The following is a 17,593-nucleotide window of genomic DNA, read 5'->3' as shown; positions in this document are numbered from 1 at the left end:
GTGGTAATTTACAACTGATATTCAGTAAGTAGCCATTTCCTTCCTGCCAATAGGATTATTACCTGCAAGAATCATAAAACCTTAAAAGCACGACTCAAAGGAGAGCAGCTGTGCTTTAGGTAGTCACCAAGTCACTGGGATCGCCACCCTTCTTTGACTTACGCTCAACCCACTTAATCCACTTTAAGTCCTCTACCATGGTTGTATAGATGACCGGCACCAAGAATAGTGTTCCAAAAGTGGCCAGGATAAGGCCGCCAATTTGCGCAAAACATAATGGCCGCCAGAGAGGGCCTCCGTGAATGGCTAAGGGAATCAAGGCGAAGGTAGTCGCCGCAATGGTAATTAAAATGGGCCGCAGCCTAAGAATGCCTGCATCAAGTAATGCCTGACGAAGCGAATCTCCTGCGGCATGGCGCATCTCAATAAAATCAAACAAGACAATAATATGACTAACAATGACTCCTATTAGGCTCACTATCCCTAAAAACGCCATAAATCCAAATGGCTGACCGGAAATATATAGAGCCATCAATGCACCAACCATGCCCAATGGCACAGTGGCAAATACAACCAAAGGCTTTATTAAACTGCTAAATTGAAATACCAACGCTAAAAAAATTGCACTGGAAGAGACGGCCATAATCATTAGCAACTGCAAAAATCCATGTTTCGTACTGGCCGCATCTCCAGATATTTGCAGTTGATATCCCGCAGGAAGTGATTCAGAGAATTCTTTCAACTCATCTTTAATATTAGCCATAATATCTGATGAAATAAAACCGGCATATGGAAATGCATATACCGTAATCGTTCGAAACTTCTCCAATCGATAGATTCGCTCTGTCGAAAATAGAATGGAGGTAGTTGCCACCTGTCGCAGTGGGATATGAATATCACTATCAGATGCAAATACATATAGGTTATTGACGTCCTCCAGCTGCCCTCGCTCTGCCAGGCGAAGCTGAGCTACGATGGGAATTTCTTTATCTCCCTGTCGTAAGGTATCCACCTTGGAACCATTAAAGCCAGAGGATGACGCCATGGCAATATCAGCATTAGTAACCCCTGACATCTCAGCCCGATCTTCTATCACATTCATATTCAACACTAAGCTTTTTCCAGCCCAATCAGCGCGGACTACGCGAGCATAGGGAGATCTCTCAACAATTTCTTTAACTTTCGCGGCGTATTCTCGCAGGAGTGCAATATCCTTCTCTTCCTCCAAAGAACCTACAGCCACACGCCCCGAAACTCTTATTTCAACAGGGTGCTCTACTGTACTTGTCTGCAGTTGACGAACGTCCAATCCCGCCCCCGGAATACTCTCAGAAAGAGCACTTTGGATAAGTGGAATTAGGATAGATGTTAGATTTTTATCACTTAATCGGACAATAATCTGCCCATAGTTAGACTGCTTTTGCTGAGGGTTGGCTGTGTACCAAAAACGCGGCGCCCCACCGCCCAAGGTGCTGCTAATCCCCTCCAAAATAGGTGCAGACCCTTTTTTTGAGTGTTTTTGCTCATAGTCCTCAATAGTTTTTCTAATTATTTCTTCGGCTAATTTTGCAACATTATCTGTTGCATCAATACTCGCATCATTTTGTAGCCACACATCCACATAAAAAAGATACTGAACATCTGCCGGGAAAAATGCATTCCTTAACTGGGTCTTTATAACAACACCAAATACAAGCAATCCCAAGGCAACCCACAAAATAATCTTTCTATTACTAATAGCCCAGCCTGCCGCCCGATAGTAACTCCCTGTTAGTCCTTCTTTTCGCCTCACCTCCAAGCTCCGCTCCTTTTTCTCAGGGGGACGCAATAATGTGTTACCCAGATAAGGTATAAACGTCATAGAAACGATTCGGGATGCAGCTAAGGCACAAACCATAACAATAGGAAGGCTATGTAGAAAATCTCCCTGATTTCCTGTCAACAACAAGAACGGTAGGTAAGCAACGATATTAGTTAATGTCGCAAAAAATATGGCTTTCGCTAGTAAAGTTGGCCCCAACCAAGCGGCAATGATAGAGGGCTTACCGGATGCCATTTGCCGCTTGATCGCATCACTGGCAACAACAGGATCATCCACCAAAAGCCCCAAGGCTATAATTAGCGCCGCAATCGATACCTGCTGAATATCTATTCCCAACAACTGCATAAACCCAAAGGTCATAGTTAATGTTACTGGTATAGATATCATTAAAAGCACGGCGGATCGCCAGTCAGAGAATCCGATAAAAGCGATTATCACAACTAAAATAATGGCTTCAATCAATGCCTCCAGGAAGAGGCTTACACTTTCCCGGACCTGTCGAGGCTGATCAGAAACCCGGTCTATAATCAAGTCTGGCGGAAGATCTACCTTAACCTTGTCCAGTACCTCACTAACATTACGCCCCAGCTCCCCTATTTGTTTGCCATCCAGCATTTGCACAGATAAATTTATACTGCGACTACGCTGCCACTCTCCGTTTTCATCTTTATTGACATAGTAATTTAATAAGGGCGGCGGAGTTTCATACCCCATAATAACATCGACAATTCCGCGTAAGTATACCGGCGTTCCGGTGTTACTAAGAGCAACGGGAATATCGGCAATTTCCTCATGGTTACCAAATTCGCCACTAGGCATAATGGCGATACCCAAGTCATTCGAAATGATGGTGCCGCCAGGAATAGTCGTATTACGCGCATTAAGAATCGGGGCAATCATATCAGGTCGCAACCCATAGGAAGCCAGCCTCTCCTGAGAATACAGAAGTTTTACTTCCTGGGTAAGCACGCCAGTTCTCAACACTCTTTTCACTTCAGGAATAGTTCTGATATTTGCAGCAATAAGGTCAGAAAAATCATCAAGCTGCCGATAACTATATTTTGCACCGGCCACTTTCATTAAATGTTCACGAGTGTTGGCGAGATGGCGAACCACGAATGGATCCCAGGCATCGGGGAAAAAGCGCTGGGCGCTTAATTTGTCGGATAAGTAGCGTTTTGTAGCTGCTAGTATTTCGCTGTTACTCTTATCAGATAAGAAATCCACCCCTAAGTATCCGGCACCATTTAAGACTTCAAAATTTGTTCCATATCCCTGCTCTTCAAGCCAACTTGCAAAAATCCATAATCCTGTTGCAGAGTACGTATTAGCCAGTGACAAAGGGAGAGCAACAACAATACTGACACGCCCCTTACCATTCGATTCTTGTCCGCGAACTTCTGAAATACCTTCCCTAATGTCCTCTGCACGCAAGGTAATCTCTGTAGGGCCCGCTCGGGGGCTCGCCACGCTGAGTAATATAGCGGCTGTATCACCGAATTCTGAATTTAGGGAAATTTTGCCCGCACCAGACGGTAACTGCTGCTGTGCATCAATTAATTTCAGATTGAGATCATTAAATGCTTTAGTAACATCAGTTTTCGGTGCCAGCTGCGCTTGCACCATGGAGACACCATTTAGCGTTAAAGATTTTATTGCAAAAGTTCTCGCATCTGGCTCATGCAAGTATTCACTTTGCGCTATCGCTTCTTCAACCTTTCGCGTTACTAACTCTTCAACTCGAACTGCAGACTGACCAGGCCAATAGGTTGTTGCTATCGCTATACGCACAGGAATATCTGGATCTTTGCTTTTCGGCATGAAGAGATAAGCAACTACCCCCCATACCAGGATAGTGACTAGTAATGCAGCGGAAATACTCGGGTTGTCTACAAAAAAACGAGCAGTATTGAAACGGTGGTGACTTTCCGCCTCAATAATTTCTGCCTGTCTTTTTTCTTCCTGATCTGCCATTCCCTAGCCCTCAAGGCACGACAATTATGGCTTCCCCATCTCTGAGCTGAGCAGCACCCGTTGATACAACCTCCTCGCCCTCAGTTAACCCCTGGATAATGACAATATTATTGCCAACTACTTGTCCCGGGAGCACTTTCCTTAGTTTTGCTCGCAATACTTCCTTGTCTCTTTCCAGCACAAATACAGCGAACCCTTTAGATTCCCCGGGATGAGCGACTAGGCAGGATAGTGGTATAAGAACCCTATCTGGAGGTATCGGTATTTTATCCAAGGCCAGAGACATAATCATTCCTACCCGCAATTGCGCCTTGGGATTATCAACAGTAACAGTGACCGCAAAAACCCTGGTTCGGGGATCTGCCATGGGTGAGACTTCAGTGATCATTCCCTTAAAAACAAGATCCGGTAAAGACTCTGTACGCAATGACACTACACTGCCCAGTGGAGCATAACTCAACACGATGTCCGGTACGGAAAATACAACCTTAACGCGGGAAATATCAGCCACAACGAAGCCAACCGACTGCGAGTGAACCAATGTGCCCACCTCTATGTTACGCTGCAGGATAATTCCAGTCAGCGGAGAGCGCAGTACGGTATCTCGTAACTCTTCCTCTGCCCTGTCTAAATGGGCCTTACTGCCAACTACTGCCGCCTGCGCAATTTCATACTCTTCCCTGGCTGAATCATAATCAGGCGCGGTAATACTGGCAGTGGCAAAAAGCGCAGTTGCCCGTTTGTAATTGAGGTCAGCTTTACGCCTCTCTGCTTCTGCTTTACTCACATTTGCAGCGGATTCCACCACGCGATCTCTATATTGTTCGTCATCAATCTTCGCCAGTACTTCATGGCGTTTAACGTAGTCTCCTCCTTGCAGCAGACGAGTATGCCCAAGCGCCTTTCGCGAGGGAATTACACGTACATAGCCCTCTGTACGAAATGCTACATCAACTTGCGTATAAGGATTGACGACTGCAGAGTAGGGATAACCAGCTGCAGCGTCTTGCGAGCGGGCAACAAAAACTTCCACCGGTGTGGGCTTTCTCTCCGGTGGTTGGCGGTGGCAACCACCAACCACCACTAATATAGCGATAATACAGAGGCTGATAACACGCATTTATCACACCTCCCCCACCGACCTTTCATATTCAGCCAGTGTTCCCCATACAGACAGTACCGCTCGGTTGTAGTCGCTATTCGCACGGAAAAGCTGCTTCTCCGCCTCCAGGACATCACTCAGGACGGCAGCTTGTTCGCGGTAACGATTTGTCATTACCCGTACTTTTTCCCTATAAGCGGCTTGTAATTCCCGCGCAACCCCTACAGACTCTTGGGAAGTACGCAAGCGACGTAAACTCTCACGAACCTCGATTTCTATTCGATTGCGAACCTCTTCAGATTTTTTTTCAGCTTCGATAATTTTATTGGCACGACTGGACAGTTCATCGCGTTTCCGCCCCCAATCAAAAAACTCCCAACGCATTTCCAAAGCAATAAATGCTTCAGCATCTGGAATCAACCTGACGTCATAGAGCTTTAGGTACTCAATATTCAAATCAATATCAGGGATATATTCAGACTTCTTCACATCGTAACTATATTCAGCCCGCTCAATCGACAACTCTGATTCAGCGAGATCTGGACGCTGCTCAAAGGCAAGCCCTAAAGAGGTTTCGACATCGAACGCTAAATGATGTGGGTTTGGAAGGCTCTGAATATTGAAGGGGGTCTCAACATCCCGGGCCATCAATGCATTGAGACGCTCCTTCGCTGTCGCCATCTCATCGATAAGGCGCTGGCGCTCCAGCCTGCGCTGGGCCAGGCGTGCTCGCACATCCAAAAGTTCATACTCGAGGGCAACTTGTTGTGCAACATAATTCCCAACAAGTTCACTCAAAGAAGTCAGGAAGATAATGGCTTCATCTACGGCCTGTAAATCACCAAGGATTCTGCCGATTTCAAAATATTGAATCTTGGTGAGGTAGCCTATATCCTGTTGCACCAAGCGAACCTTTTCCTCCGCCATTTCGGTGACAACATACCCCTCACAAATCTCTAGCTCTATGGTGTACAACTGTGTGATAGGTTGAGTCGCGCTGACGGAGAAGGTCTTGGTCACACCTTCCTCTGATGTGATTTCTATGTCCCGAGGGGGGATAGGGCCTATCGGAGAATTCTGCATAAAAACGCCACGATCGAAGGTGTACCTCTCGCGTGTTAGGTTATCGATTATTCCCGCATTCATTTCCAGCCGGGGATAGCGCCTTGTTTTTAATGCCTCGACGTCATCCCAAGCCTCGTTAACTTCGAGCGCGGCCGCTTGAATCCGCAAATTAGCTGTCACTGCCAAATCGACGGCATCTTCCAGGGTCAAAACCGGCTCGCTGGCATAGCTCCAGGCTCCGCCGCCAGTCAGCAGTATTGCGAGCGCACACTCGAACAACGGCCACCTCTATTTCCAGCAACAATTTAAATCTGCTCACTACGCAAATAAATTTAGGATCGAGTAAGTATATCTGTTGACAGCCACTGCCCGGACTGCTGACCCCAGACTGGCGGATTCCTATTTATCCCCTTGGACAATATTCACATTTTTAATAACTTAGTAAGTTTATATTCCACCGACTCTCGACTAGAGATTCATTTTCGAAAACACCAGCATCTCTTAGAGCGGACAGCCCCCTCCCAGCAGTTTTCCGAACAGAAACTGTGTAGACGCCATAAAGAAGCATCACCTGTCGCGATCCTTTAGCTAGGCTAGTTAATGGCGGCAATCAAAACCGTATTTCTTTGGTTCCGTGGAAAACCCTATGGCGGTGAAGTTTATTCCTCTATTGATTCTCGCGGTTTGCACTATCGCCGTGGCTGGGGTGTTGAGCTTATTGGTTTATTTTGACCTGGATGATCAGATTATTGAGCTGATGCAGTGGCTCAATGAGCAGGGCTGGCAGACAAGTTTGCTATTTATCTTAATTGTGGCCGCAGCAATCGTATTTTTACTCCCTGGCGTAATTTTTACCATGGGGGCGGGGTTTGTATTTGGCGTTGTAAAAGGAACTCTACTGGTTATTGCCGGTACCGTACTTGGGGCAACCCTCGCATTTCTTATCGCCCGCTACCTTCTCGGCGAGAAGCCCTCTCGGTGGGTTATGTCTCATATCAAGCCCGCGACTGTTGGCGAAGTGATTCGTCGCGAGGGCTGGCAAATGATTATGTTGACCCGACTGGTTCCCCTATTTCCCTTCAAGTTGTCGAACTACTTCTTTGGACTGACTCCAGTTCGACTGCGTGACTTTGTGATCGGAAATTTCCTTGGAATTATCCCTCTTACATTGCACAACGTTTACATCGGCTCCATCGCAGCAGATCTCACCTCCCTGGGCAAGGTTGAGGAGCGCACTCCAATTCAGTGGGGATTTTATATTGCCGGATTCGCCCTGGCCGTCATCGCACTCATCGGGCTCACCCGAATGGCTCGCCGTGCATTGAAAAGAATTATTAAAGAAGAGGATCTCTGATGCCTTGGATGAAATGGCTACCTTGGCGCTTCTTCGTACGCCGCTTTGCCACCGCTCACGGTTTCCTTGATCCACTCACATTGATGGCGCATTTACAGCGCTTTGCCGAGCCTTCAGAGGTGAGTGAACCCATCGAGCTGCTACGCGCAGGGGCGGTATTTCACGCTCGAGCACTGATCAACAGCAAAGTCATACAACACAACCTGGACTGGGTGTGGCCCTACTGGATTCAGCGCCAGTTCGATCCCTATGACAAGTCGTTTATCCCCCGGGCTTTTTCCATTAGCCACTGCAATCTGAGCCACCGCAACTGGACTGCTGTAGGCATACCCGACTGCGAAGAACTGCCGATTGTCGACCCCCGAGGCCTGCTTACACCCCACTACGATGGTTGGTCTATCGATGTCTGGGTCATCAGTGATAGCGGTGAAGAGCTAATGCCTTCCACCCTCGGCTTCTGCAACCAGCACCAGGAACTGGGAGATGATATTGCGATAGTCACCGAATCCCACCGCCGGGGTCTTAAGTTACATAACAGGGCTTCAGCGAGCTTGCTCCAGGGCCATCCCCGCTGTGTGCTTGAACTCAATGCCCAGTGCCCGGGAGGCGGCTGGTTAATGGTGGTCTTGCGCCCCTGCAATCCGGAGGGCGTCAGCTTCATTCACAAGGTTCGCCTGGGCGATAGCGGGCGCAATTGGCTTATTGAAGACAAGTCTGCAGTGGAGTTCAGTCAACCGGTGGACAAGCACTTGGCGTCCAATTACAAGGGCGGCGACATCTACCTTCACCTCAGGGACAAGGAAAGCAATCGCGAGGGGCTCTGTGATATTGGTATGGCCTCTGCGGCCGCTATGTTTCGTATCGAAGACCGAAAATCCCGCAAGATTGAAGTTGCTATTCCACTGGTTACAGAGGAGAGTAAACAGCGCTCTCCCCTGTGCTGGGAACACGTCCTGGAAGGTCACTGCGCCCTGACTGTTCCCGACGAAAAATTTCAGTTTCTCTACGACTCGGCAATACGCACCCTTATTCTCCACTCTCCCAAAGATGTCTACCCGGGGCCTTACACCTACAAACGGTTTTGGTTTCGGGACGCGGCATTTATGATTCAATCGCTGCTTTTTGCCGGACTGACAGACCGTGCAGAAAGGGCCTTGGAGCAATTTCCCCACCGGCAAAAGCGGGATGGTTTTTTTCACTCCCAGGACGGCGAATGGGACTCCAATGGTGAAGCCCTGTGGATATTCAACCTCTATTGTGAATTAACCGGTAAACCCTTGAAGCAACCGTGGTGCGATCCTGTCGTCAGGGGTGCCAAATGGATTATCAACAAGCGCCTGCCGAATGATGGCAGCCCCTGTGGGGGGCTGCTACCAGCGGGATTCAGTGCAGAACACCTGGGGCCCAACGACTGCTACTACTGGGACGATTTCTGGGGTGTCGCCGGTCTGCAGAGTGCCGCCAGTATTTGCACGCGCGAAGGTATGGATGACAACGCCCATCGCTTCAATACCGCGGCCAGCGACTTCCAGCACACTATTGATCAAAGCTTGCAGGATGCACAGGACCGCCTGGGCCGCCCCGCGATGCCAGCCTCACCAAACCGGCGCCTGGATGCCGGTGCCGTAGGATCGATCGCCGCAGGCTATCCCTTGCAACTCTACCCACCAGAGGACCCGAGGCTGCTAGACCTGGCTGAATACCTGATGGAAAAGTGCTTTGTGAGCGGCGGATTTTTCCAGGACATGATCCACTCTGGAATTAACGCCTACCTCACCCTCCACATTGCCCAGGTATTGCTTCGCGCTGGAGATGCCCGTTGTATTGACCTTATGCGCAGTGTGGCAGAACTGGCATCGCCAACAGGGCAATGGCCGGAAGCCATCCACCCCCATTCTCTCGGCGGATGTATGGGGGATGGACAGCACGCCTGGGCAGCGGCTGAGTGGGTGGCGATGCAACGCAATTGCTTTGTCCGCGAAGAGCAGGACGCTCTGGTTCTCATCTCCGGGCTACCCCCCGAGTGGCTCAAAGGTACTGACTCAGATCAGCCCATCCGCTTTGGGCCCGCGCCAACCCGGTTTGGCTCGGTCACCCTGGAAATTCAACCAGGCTCCACACCAACGGTCTCTTGGGCTGCCGATTGGCATGGGAAGCCCCCACCTATCGCCATTAAGGCCATCGGCTTCCGGCCAGTGCTGATCACCGACGAATCGCAGAGTGCGGAGTTGAGCCCCAAGTGAATATCGTGATGCTCACCAACACCTACTTGCCTCACGTGGGCGGCGTTGCGCACTCCGTCGCCGCGTTTAGTGAGGAATATCGCAAACGTGGGCACAAAGTACTGGTGATCGCACCTGAGTTCCCGCAAAAGTCTGACGATGAAGAACATGTTCTGAGAATTCACTCCATCCAGAATTTTAATGGCACCGACTTTTCCATGGCGCTGCCATTTTCAGGGGTTTTGAATGATGCGCTGGATAAATTCCGTCCGGATATCCTTCATGCCCACCACCCTTTTCTTCTGGGGCTGACAGCCCTGCGCATTTCTCGCGAGCGCGAGCTACCGCTCGTTTTTACACATCACACATTGTACGAGCACTATACCCACAACTTGATGGGAGATTCACAAGCGCTCAAACGCTTTGTAATGGAAGTTGCCACCCGCTTCGCCAATAAAGCTAATCTGGTCCTGGCCCCAAGCCTGAGTGTTGTGAGACTTCTCCGGGAGCGAGGGGTACAAACTCCAATCGCGGAAGTCCCTACGGGAGTGCACCCAGAGCAATACGCCCATGGAGAAGGCAATAAGCTCAGGAAAAAACTGAAAATACCTGCATCAGCATTTTTGTTGGGACACCTGGGCCGCTTTGGGAAGGAAAAAAATCTGGTTTTTCTTTGTCAGGCCGTCGCCAAATTTTTACAGGAATATCCATCCGCACACTTTCTTCTCGCTGGCAGCGGCCCACTGGAAAATCAGCTCCAGCAGTTTTTTACCGACAAAAAATTAATACAACGTGTACATATGCCAGGGAAAGTCATTGGTGATGCCCGCCGGGATGTCTATAGCGCGATGGACACCTTCCTATTTACTTCCACTACTGAAACCCAAGGTCTAGTGCTGTCTGAGGCAATGGCCTCTGGAGTTCCCGTGATCGCCCTGGAAGCCAATGGATCGAGAGATATATTGAAGCAAGGAATTAACGGCTGCCTGGTAACCAAAGAATCGCTCAATGATTTTGTCGCCGCGATACGCTGGTTCCACAACCTGCCTGATGACCGCCGCCAGCAGATGATTAGGGAAGCCAGAATTACGGCCCAGGATTTTTCCATGAATAGTTGCGCCCAGCGAGCACTGGATCTCTATCAACCCCTCGTGCACTACAACTGGCCGCTTGATAACTCTATTTATGCGCGATGTATACGCACTGGAAAATTAATCACCATACAGTGGGAGATTTTCGAGGGCTTCACAGAAGCCGCAGGCGCAGCCTTGAATCAACCACCCAAGCGTTAGTCCAGAAACTATGTTAAGCCGTATCGGACTATCAATCAGACGCTGGCGCCGCCGACTCAGTCGCAGCGAGTGGATTACTCGCTTGCTCGGACTATCCACCAACCCAAATAGCCCCCATGCTCCGGGGCTAATTTTGATCCAGATTGACGGACTGGCCTACCCCGAACTTCTCAAAGCACTGGCCCGAGGGCGAATGCCATTTCTGAAGCGGCTAATTAGAAAAGAACACTATCGCCTGGAGCATATGTATCCGGGAGTCCCCTCGACAACTCCTGCGGTGCAAGCCGAACTTTTTTATGGAGTGCGCCAGGCCGTACCTGCATTTGGCTTCCTCGTCCACGAAACGCAAAAACTCGGACGGATGTACGATCCTGAGGTTGCCGCCCTGGTCGAAAAAAGAATTAAGACTCAACACCGCGACCCTCTTTTGCGAGGGGGCAGCTGTTATCTCAGCCTATTTAAAGCCGGAACAAAAACCGGTGAAGCGCACTTCTGCCCCGCCGACCAGGGATGGGGCCCGGCCCTACGCGAAGCCAGCCCCATGGCAATCGCCATCCTGATTGTCACCAATATTTGGAGCCTTGTTCGCACCACTGCATTAATTTTGATTGAACTGGTTCTATCCCTGATTGATTGCATACGCGGGATTATCGCCGGCCAAAACCTGATTAAGGAGTTGTTGTTTATCCCCACACGGGTAGGCATCACCATTCTCACTAGAGAGCTGTGCACCATGGGGGTAAAAGTTGATATCACCCGCGGCCTGCCGATTATTTATATCAACCTGCTCGGTTACGATGAACAGTCCCACCGGCGCGGGCCGCAATCGGCCTTTGCCCACTGGGTATTGAAGGGGATAGACAGTGCGATAGCCAAAATCTGGAAGGCCGCTCACGGCTCTGAGCGACGACACTACGACGTATGGATTTTTTCAGACCACGGCCAGGAACAAACAGTGGCCTATGAAGAGGTCAATGGGCGCAGCCTTGGCGATGCCCTTTCGGAAGCTCTATCCAATTTACCTTCAGCGCCGCAGATCAAATCTACCACCATCCCAAAAAAGGTCCGTTTCGAACGAGCTCGACTGTTCGGCAGTGAGTGGATGGACAAAAGCAGTATTGAGGAGGAATCCACGCAAGAGGGCGATAGAACACCCACCGCCATAGCGGCCCTGGGCCCAATCGCGATGCTGTACAACATTGATCTGAACGGTACCAGCCGGGCAGATGCCGCCAAAAGGATGGTGGAGCAAGCCAAAGTGCCCCTAGTACTCTATCTGGAAGACCCATCCTCCCCCGCCTCCTCACCAGTGCGTGGGTGGTGGAAAGATGGCCCCATCAAGCTTCCTGAAGACGGCCGCAAATTGATGGGGGACGAACACCCCTACCCGGTTGAAGCCGCAGAGGATATGGCCAGCCTGTGCCGGCACCCGGACTCTGGCGACTTTATGATGTACGGCTGGTGTGCCGGTATGCGGCAACCCATGACTTTCGCCATGGAAAATGGCAGTCACGGCGGCTCTGGCCCCAATGAAACCCATGCCTTCGCCCTGATGCCAGAGGATATCCAGCCCCCAGACCCCAGTCGGGGCTACTGGCGCCCGCAGGATCTGCGCTCCACAGCCCGCGCCTACCTCCGTGGCGCCCGCCCCATGAAGGTAGATAACCACAGGATGCCAAAAACTGTTTTGCGCATCATGACCTACAACGTGCACAGTTGCCGAGGGCTAGATGGCAAGCTCTCCCCACAGCGGATTGCCCGGGTAATTGCCCGCTATCGCCCGGATGTGGTGGCATTACAAGAACTGGATGTCATGCGCAAACGCACCGGAGGCCTCGACCAGGCCGAAAGACTTGCTCGTCTGCTGGCAATGGACCTGCACTTCCAGCCCACCATAAATATGAAAGAGGAGCGCTACGGTGATGCGATCCTCACCCATCTCCCCGCCCGGCTCATCAAGAAAGGGATTTTGCCCGGCCCTCCCTCCGGCAAAGGGGGACTTTTTAACCCCGCTGCAGACGAACCGCGTGGAGCTGTTTGGGTGGAAATCGAAGCCAATGGCAAACCTATCCAGATTATCAACACCCACCTGGGGTTATCCCGTGCAGAGAGGCTGCGCCAGGTGGATGCCCTTCTCGGCCCCGAATGGCTCAGCAATCCCCGCTGCACCGGAGAGCGAGTGCTACTGGGAGACTTCAACGCGCTACCCAACTCTGCCGAGTGCAAGCGACTCGGTGGCTATCTCAGGGATGCCCAGGAACAGGCGCCCCGCCACAACCCCAAAGGCACCTTCCTAAAGGTCCGTATTGATCACATGTTCCTAAGTGCAGGACTTAATGTGAAGCGGGTGCGGGTGCCCAAGACATCGCTGACCCGCCAAGCCTCAGATCACCTGCCGTTGATCGTGGATATCGACCTACCCATCAAGGGGGGAAAGTAATCGATCTCGGCTTATCGAGCCCCACACTCTTCGCACCCTCCAACCCGAGCGATAACACTTGAAAAATGCCCCACAGCCCCCACAATAAGCGGAGAATATTTGAATAAATCCTTTAAAAATATAGGGTTTTTGTGAATTCATAGAGACTGGCAGACGGACGCTAAAAGGGTTTTCCCGACTTGAAGGTCCCCACTGCGAGCTATATGATTCTTCTATCACTTAATAGCAGGAGTCGCTAAATGCAACCGCAAGCTTATACTCAAACCCGCGCACTGGATCGCTCGGAATCGGCGAAGGTGTTGCGCAATACCTATGCCCTACTGGCAATGACCGTTCTCTTCAGTGCCATTACCGCCGGTATTTCCATGTCTATTGGCATGGGTCGTGGCATGAGCCTGGTCTGCTCCCTCGGAGCCCTGGCCCTCATCTGGTTCGTATTACCGCGCACAGCAAACTCCGCCGCAGGTGTGGGTGTTGTGTTCGCATTTACTGGCTTGCTGGGTGCCTCCATTGGCCCATTGCTTAACCACTACCTGGGCATGGCTGGCGGCGGCCAGATCGTTATGCAAGCCCTGGGCACCACTGCCCTGATCTTCTTTGCCCTGTCTGCCTACGTACTGACTACCCGCAAAGACTTCAGCTTTATGGGCGGCTTCCTGGCCGTTGGCCTGATCGCAGTACTGGTATGTTTCTTGGGCGTTATCATCGCTGGCTTCTTCGGCATCCACATGCCGCTGTTTAGCGTGGCCCTGAGCGGCGTTGTTGCCCTGCTGATGTCTGGCTTCATCCTGTACGACACCAGCCGCATCATCAACGGTGGCGAGACCAACTACCTGATGGCTACCGCCTCCCTGTACCTGAACATCTTCAACCTGTTCACCAGCCTGCTGCACATCCTTGGATTCGCATCCTCTGACGACTAAGCATCAGCCTTGTTGAGCAAGTCACAATGCCCCGCACCGCGGGGCATTTTACTATTTGGCCCCCTATGAAGTTTTCCCTAGCCATCTACTCAGCCCCCCACAGCACCCAGTCTTCATCCAGTGCACTCCGGTTTGCCAAAGCCCTTCTAGAGCAAGGCCACGAAATTTATCGAGTGTTTTTCTACTGCGACGGCGTGCAAAACAGCAATGCCATTGCCGTCCCTCCCCAGGACGAAACTGATCTGACTTCAGAGTGGCAGGCACTGGGCCACCAGCACCAATTGGACCTGGTAGTTTGTATTGCCGCTGCGCAACGGCGCGGTGTGCTGAATCAGCGAGAGGCCGAGCGCCTGGAAAGACCCGCCGCCAACTTGGCAGAGGGCTTTGAGCTGGCAGGCCTCGGCCAACTAACCGATGCTGTCGCCAATTCCGATCGCCTGATTACCTTTGGAGGCTGAGCATGAGTACTAAATCATTGGCCCTATGCCGCACCGCCCCCTACGGCAATGCCCTGGCACGGGAAGGTATCGAAGCCGTACTGGCAGCGGCGGCGATGGAACAGGACATGGACCTGCTATTTCTCGGCGATGGGGTATTCCAGTTGCTGGACCAGCAATCACCTGCGGATATCGGCCAGAAAAGCCTGCGACGCAATTTGCAGGCTCTGCCGATGTTTGGCATTGAGCAGTTTTTCGTTTGTGAGAAAAGCCTTGCTGAACGCAATATCACCCTGGAGCAGATCCAGGTTGCCGGCGCCGAGACTAAAGCCGTAAAAGATACCGGCTCACTGATCGCCGCCTACCCCACCGTATTGAGTTTCTGATATGACTTTGCATATTGTCAGTAAATCCCCCTATACCAGCAGTGCCCTTAAGGAATGCCTGGGTGCTTTTTCTCAGGATGACTCGCTCCTGCTTATTGAAGATGGTGTCTATGCGCTGAGGCACGAGGCTCTGGAAACGGTGCCAAGTACCCAAATTTTCTGCCTTGAAGCAGACGCCACTGCCCGAGGCCAGCAGCAACTTGCAGTAAACATGGATAGAGTGGAAATGATCGATGATGCGCGCTGGGTACAGCTCTGTACCGAGCATCACCCCATAGTCAGCTGGTTTCGGTAACAAAAAATGAGCAACCTAGTAGTCAATGGCCAGGAAATCCCCTTGGACAAAGAGGGTTACCTGCGCAGCCTCAGCGACTGGAGCCGGGATGCCGCCCTTCAGTTAGCCAATGCTGAGGGCATCGAGTTAACAGAGGAACACTGGCAAGTTATTGAGCTGTTGCAAGAATTTTACCGCGAGTTTGAACTCTCCCCCGCTATGCGCCCGCTGGTGAAATATATTGGCCAGCATCTAGGCGCAGAAAAGGGCCGTAGTATTTACTTGATGCAGCTCTTCCCCCCAAGCCCAGCAAAAGTGGCCAGTAAAATTGCCGGCTTGCCTAAGCCGACCAACTGCTTGTAATCCCCTCGCAACACTTGGCCAGGTAAGCTAGAAACAACCTGGCCGGCAGACCACCTAAATGGATTTTATCTAATCACCATATAAGGTCAGTGCTTATTTGCGAGTTCTTTGCCTCTTAGACTCAAATCCATATGTGCTGCAAACAACGCCCATGACTCAGGGTCCCAGCGGTTTGCTAAACCTTACCGGGTTGAGGGCTTCCACCTCCAATTTTTTGCCGATTTAACTCGGCGCACGGGGTGTCCAAATCGTGTATCCCTAAAGCTCCAACAAACTCTTATCCTCCACATTAACTATTGCCCCACAAAGCACCAAAGCCTCACGAAAAACTTCAAGATCTCGGTGAAACCCGGTTGGGCCTTCAGCGTGGCAGCGTAGCCGATTACCCTGCTGTTCAAAATCATAAAAAGTAGGACGACCATAGTTGCACCAGTCGTCCAGTACTTTATCCATTAAAGTCAGGGAGTCAGGGTTAAGAGCTTCCAACCGCTCTTCGAGGTAAGCGCCCAACTGTCCACCACATAAACCTTGAATTAAAACCACCCAGTCTGACAATTGGTCCTGCGGGACAGTAATATCAATAGCAAAGCGATTATCACTCATGTTCAGAAACCACCTCTTGCCAAATTTTTTTAATACTAGGGTCTACTGGGTTATTAGCGACATGATCATAAAATCGCTTTAAAAAAGCTATTTGCTGTGACTGGTCATCCAATATAACTTTTGGATTAAATTCAAAATAATTATTCAAGAAGCGCCTTATAAAATATATACAATACTCAACAGACTTGGAATCGGAATTGGCAAGATCACCAAGAGCATCCAAACAAGAAAAAAAGTAATCTAGGCGCTTCATCAGTATAGTTGGATAACCTTTGCGCAAGTAACTCCCTATACACCCACACATTCGATCAAACAAATCATAAGGGTCAACATCCAACTCAACTACTTTCTGGTCTCTGCCGACAGGGACACGACTTTTAACCACTTGCTGATAGATTTCAGGGTGAAAGTAATCAAAAAAGCGAAGCTGAACCTCTTCACTTGGCATCCAGTTTTTATAAGTATTTTCTAACGAATCATAAAAAAACTTCTTAAAGAGCTCAGGCTTCAAGTATTCATTTTGAAATGCAAAATCCCAACCTTCAGCTGTCTGCAAAGGGTAATATATAACGATGGCGCCACTTCGCTCTGCATTTCTAAGGGTTGGAATATCATCACAAGTTCCTGTCAGATATAGCTGCTTAAATTGAGCAACCTTTGCACTGCGGTTATTCTCTTTTAAGTCTGCTTCAAGTGGCTTCCAATATCTTTCTCTTTGATTAATCCACTCAGAATCTTTGGTGAATTCTAAATCAGGCTGACTCGACATATCTAATCCTCTGCAACGGTCACATCAGCAACTTCATCAAAGCCTAGACAGGCTAAACTACTGATCACTTCGTTCGATAAAACCTGGCATTAGTCTTCTTCACATCCCACCGAAACCTGAGTTAAAAAATACTCCCGCACGTCATTTGGCAATACAGCTAACCATTCAGCCAAAGCGGTATTGTCATCATCACCTTCCCGGCTAAACTCCCCCCAAAAGCGCAGACCCTCTCGCACGGCATAGTATTCAATATTGCCGCCATCCCGCTCAATCACGCCATAAAGCTCTATATCTCTACCCTGCTCCACTAGCTTTTTTGCAAAATACATCCAGGCATCGGACAAACTATAAATCACTACACCATCAAAAGCCTCCTCTGCACCTTGCGTAGGCAGGGCTTCATTAACGAGGAGGGAATAGTCTAATTCCTCTAACGGTTCTTTAAACCCCGCTAATTGATAAAGCTCGGTCAGCGCTGACCAGCTAATACAATTGAAAGTTACCAATAGCTTGGGTAAAACCACTTTAGGATTCAGTATTAACAGCGTTCCATCAGCTTCCATAACC

The 17,593-nt window shown here is 50.1% G+C and carries 15 protein-coding genes and 1 pseudogene; 9 read left to right on the top strand and 7 right to left on the bottom strand.

What is annotated here, in order from left to right; genetic code table 11:
- Positions 1–115: 115 nt before the first annotated feature.
- From ACJJIQ_RS06000 to ACJJIQ_RS05985, 4 genes and pseudogenes are all read right to left on the bottom strand, one after another.
- Positions 116–3,256, bottom strand: coding sequence for an efflux RND transporter permease subunit (locus ACJJIQ_RS06000; protein ID WP_445364793.1), 3,141 nt, complete (start codon positions 3,254–3,256; stop codon positions 116–118).
- A 45-nt stretch (positions 3,257–3,301) separates the two neighbouring features.
- Positions 3,302–3,796: pseudogene (locus ACJJIQ_RS05995) on the bottom strand (efflux RND transporter permease subunit); the annotation flags it as partial.
- Positions 3,797–3,806: 10 nt separating this feature from the next.
- Complete coding sequence (locus ACJJIQ_RS05990; protein ID WP_445364016.1) at positions 3,807–4,916, bottom strand: efflux RND transporter periplasmic adaptor subunit; 1,110 nt, start codon at positions 4,914–4,916, stop codon at positions 3,807–3,809.
- A gap of 3 nt (positions 4,917–4,919) precedes the next feature.
- Positions 4,920–6,242, bottom strand: coding sequence for a TolC family protein (locus ACJJIQ_RS05985; protein ID WP_445364015.1), 1,323 nt, complete (start codon positions 6,240–6,242; stop codon positions 4,920–4,922).
- Between the two features lie 367 nt (positions 6,243–6,609).
- On the opposite strand from ACJJIQ_RS05985, the gene ACJJIQ_RS05980 reads away from it, so the two are divergent.
- The 9 genes from ACJJIQ_RS05980 to ACJJIQ_RS05940 all read left to right on the top strand — a co-directional run bounded on the left by ACJJIQ_RS05980 (position 6,610) and on the right by ACJJIQ_RS05940 (position 15,654).
- Positions 6,610–7,317: a TVP38/TMEM64 family protein gene (locus ACJJIQ_RS05980; protein ID WP_444941457.1), complete on the top strand. Its 708-nt coding sequence runs from the start codon at positions 6,610–6,612 to the stop codon at positions 7,315–7,317.
- A complete protein-coding gene (locus tag ACJJIQ_RS05975) occupies positions 7,317–9,560 on the top strand; it encodes a glucosidase family protein (RefSeq protein ID WP_445364014.1) in 2,244 nt (747 codons plus the stop codon). The genes ACJJIQ_RS05980 and ACJJIQ_RS05975 overlap by 1 nt, the downstream gene beginning before the upstream one ends.
- Positions 9,557–10,831, top strand: coding sequence for a glycosyltransferase (locus ACJJIQ_RS05970; RefSeq protein WP_445364013.1), 1,275 nt, complete (start codon positions 9,557–9,559; stop codon positions 10,829–10,831). Before ACJJIQ_RS05975 ends, ACJJIQ_RS05970 begins: the two co-directional genes overlap by 4 nt.
- Before the next feature lie 10 nt (positions 10,832–10,841).
- A complete protein-coding gene (locus ACJJIQ_RS05965) occupies positions 10,842–13,271 on the top strand; it encodes an endonuclease/exonuclease/phosphatase family protein (RefSeq protein ID WP_445364012.1) in 2,430 nt (809 codons plus the stop codon).
- A 239-nt stretch (positions 13,272–13,510) separates the two neighbouring features.
- Positions 13,511–14,194, top strand: coding sequence for a Bax inhibitor-1/YccA family protein (locus ACJJIQ_RS05960; protein WP_444897635.1), 684 nt, complete (start codon positions 13,511–13,513; stop codon positions 14,192–14,194).
- A gap of 65 nt (positions 14,195–14,259) precedes the next feature.
- Positions 14,260–14,652: a sulfurtransferase complex subunit TusD gene (gene tusD, locus ACJJIQ_RS05955; protein WP_445364011.1), complete on the top strand. Its 393-nt coding sequence runs from the start codon at positions 14,260–14,262 to the stop codon at positions 14,650–14,652.
- Positions 14,653–14,654: 2 nt separating this feature from the next.
- A complete protein-coding gene (tusC, locus tag ACJJIQ_RS05950) occupies positions 14,655–15,017 on the top strand; it encodes a sulfurtransferase complex subunit TusC (RefSeq protein ID WP_444907989.1) in 363 nt (120 codons plus the stop codon).
- A 1-nt stretch (position 15,018) separates the two neighbouring features.
- Positions 15,019–15,312 carry a sulfurtransferase complex subunit TusB gene (gene tusB, locus ACJJIQ_RS05945; RefSeq protein WP_445364010.1) on the top strand — a complete coding sequence of 98 codons (294 nt, stop codon included), beginning with the start codon at positions 15,019–15,021 and terminating at the stop codon, positions 15,310–15,312.
- A 6-nt stretch (positions 15,313–15,318) separates the two neighbouring features.
- Positions 15,319–15,654 (top strand): TusE/DsrC/DsvC family sulfur relay protein, encoded by a 336-nt coding sequence (locus ACJJIQ_RS05940; RefSeq protein WP_444913342.1) that lies wholly within the window; start codon positions 15,319–15,321, stop codon positions 15,652–15,654.
- Positions 15,655–15,912: 258 nt separating this feature from the next.
- Here the strand turns inward: ACJJIQ_RS05940 and ACJJIQ_RS05935 are convergent, their stop codons facing one another.
- The 3 genes from ACJJIQ_RS05935 to ACJJIQ_RS05925 all read right to left on the bottom strand — a co-directional run bounded on the left by ACJJIQ_RS05935 (position 15,913) and on the right by ACJJIQ_RS05925 (position 17,589).
- Entirely contained in the window at positions 15,913–16,257 is a 345-nt protein-coding gene (locus ACJJIQ_RS05935) for a hypothetical protein (protein WP_445364009.1), read from the bottom strand.
- Positions 16,250–17,026: a hypothetical protein gene (locus ACJJIQ_RS05930; RefSeq protein ID WP_445364008.1), complete on the bottom strand. Its 777-nt coding sequence runs from the start codon at positions 17,024–17,026 to the stop codon at positions 16,250–16,252. Before ACJJIQ_RS05930 ends, ACJJIQ_RS05935 begins: the two co-directional genes overlap by 8 nt.
- Before the next feature lie 89 nt (positions 17,027–17,115).
- Positions 17,116–17,589, bottom strand: coding sequence for a hypothetical protein (locus tag ACJJIQ_RS05925; RefSeq protein WP_445364007.1), 474 nt, complete (start codon positions 17,587–17,589; stop codon positions 17,116–17,118).
- Between the last annotated feature and the right edge of the window lie 4 nt (positions 17,590–17,593).

The organism is Microbulbifer maximicatervae (SeqCode) (assembly GCF_052468295.1).
Note: the sequence above shows the minus strand (reverse complement) of the source record. Positions and strands in the feature narration are given on the sequence as shown.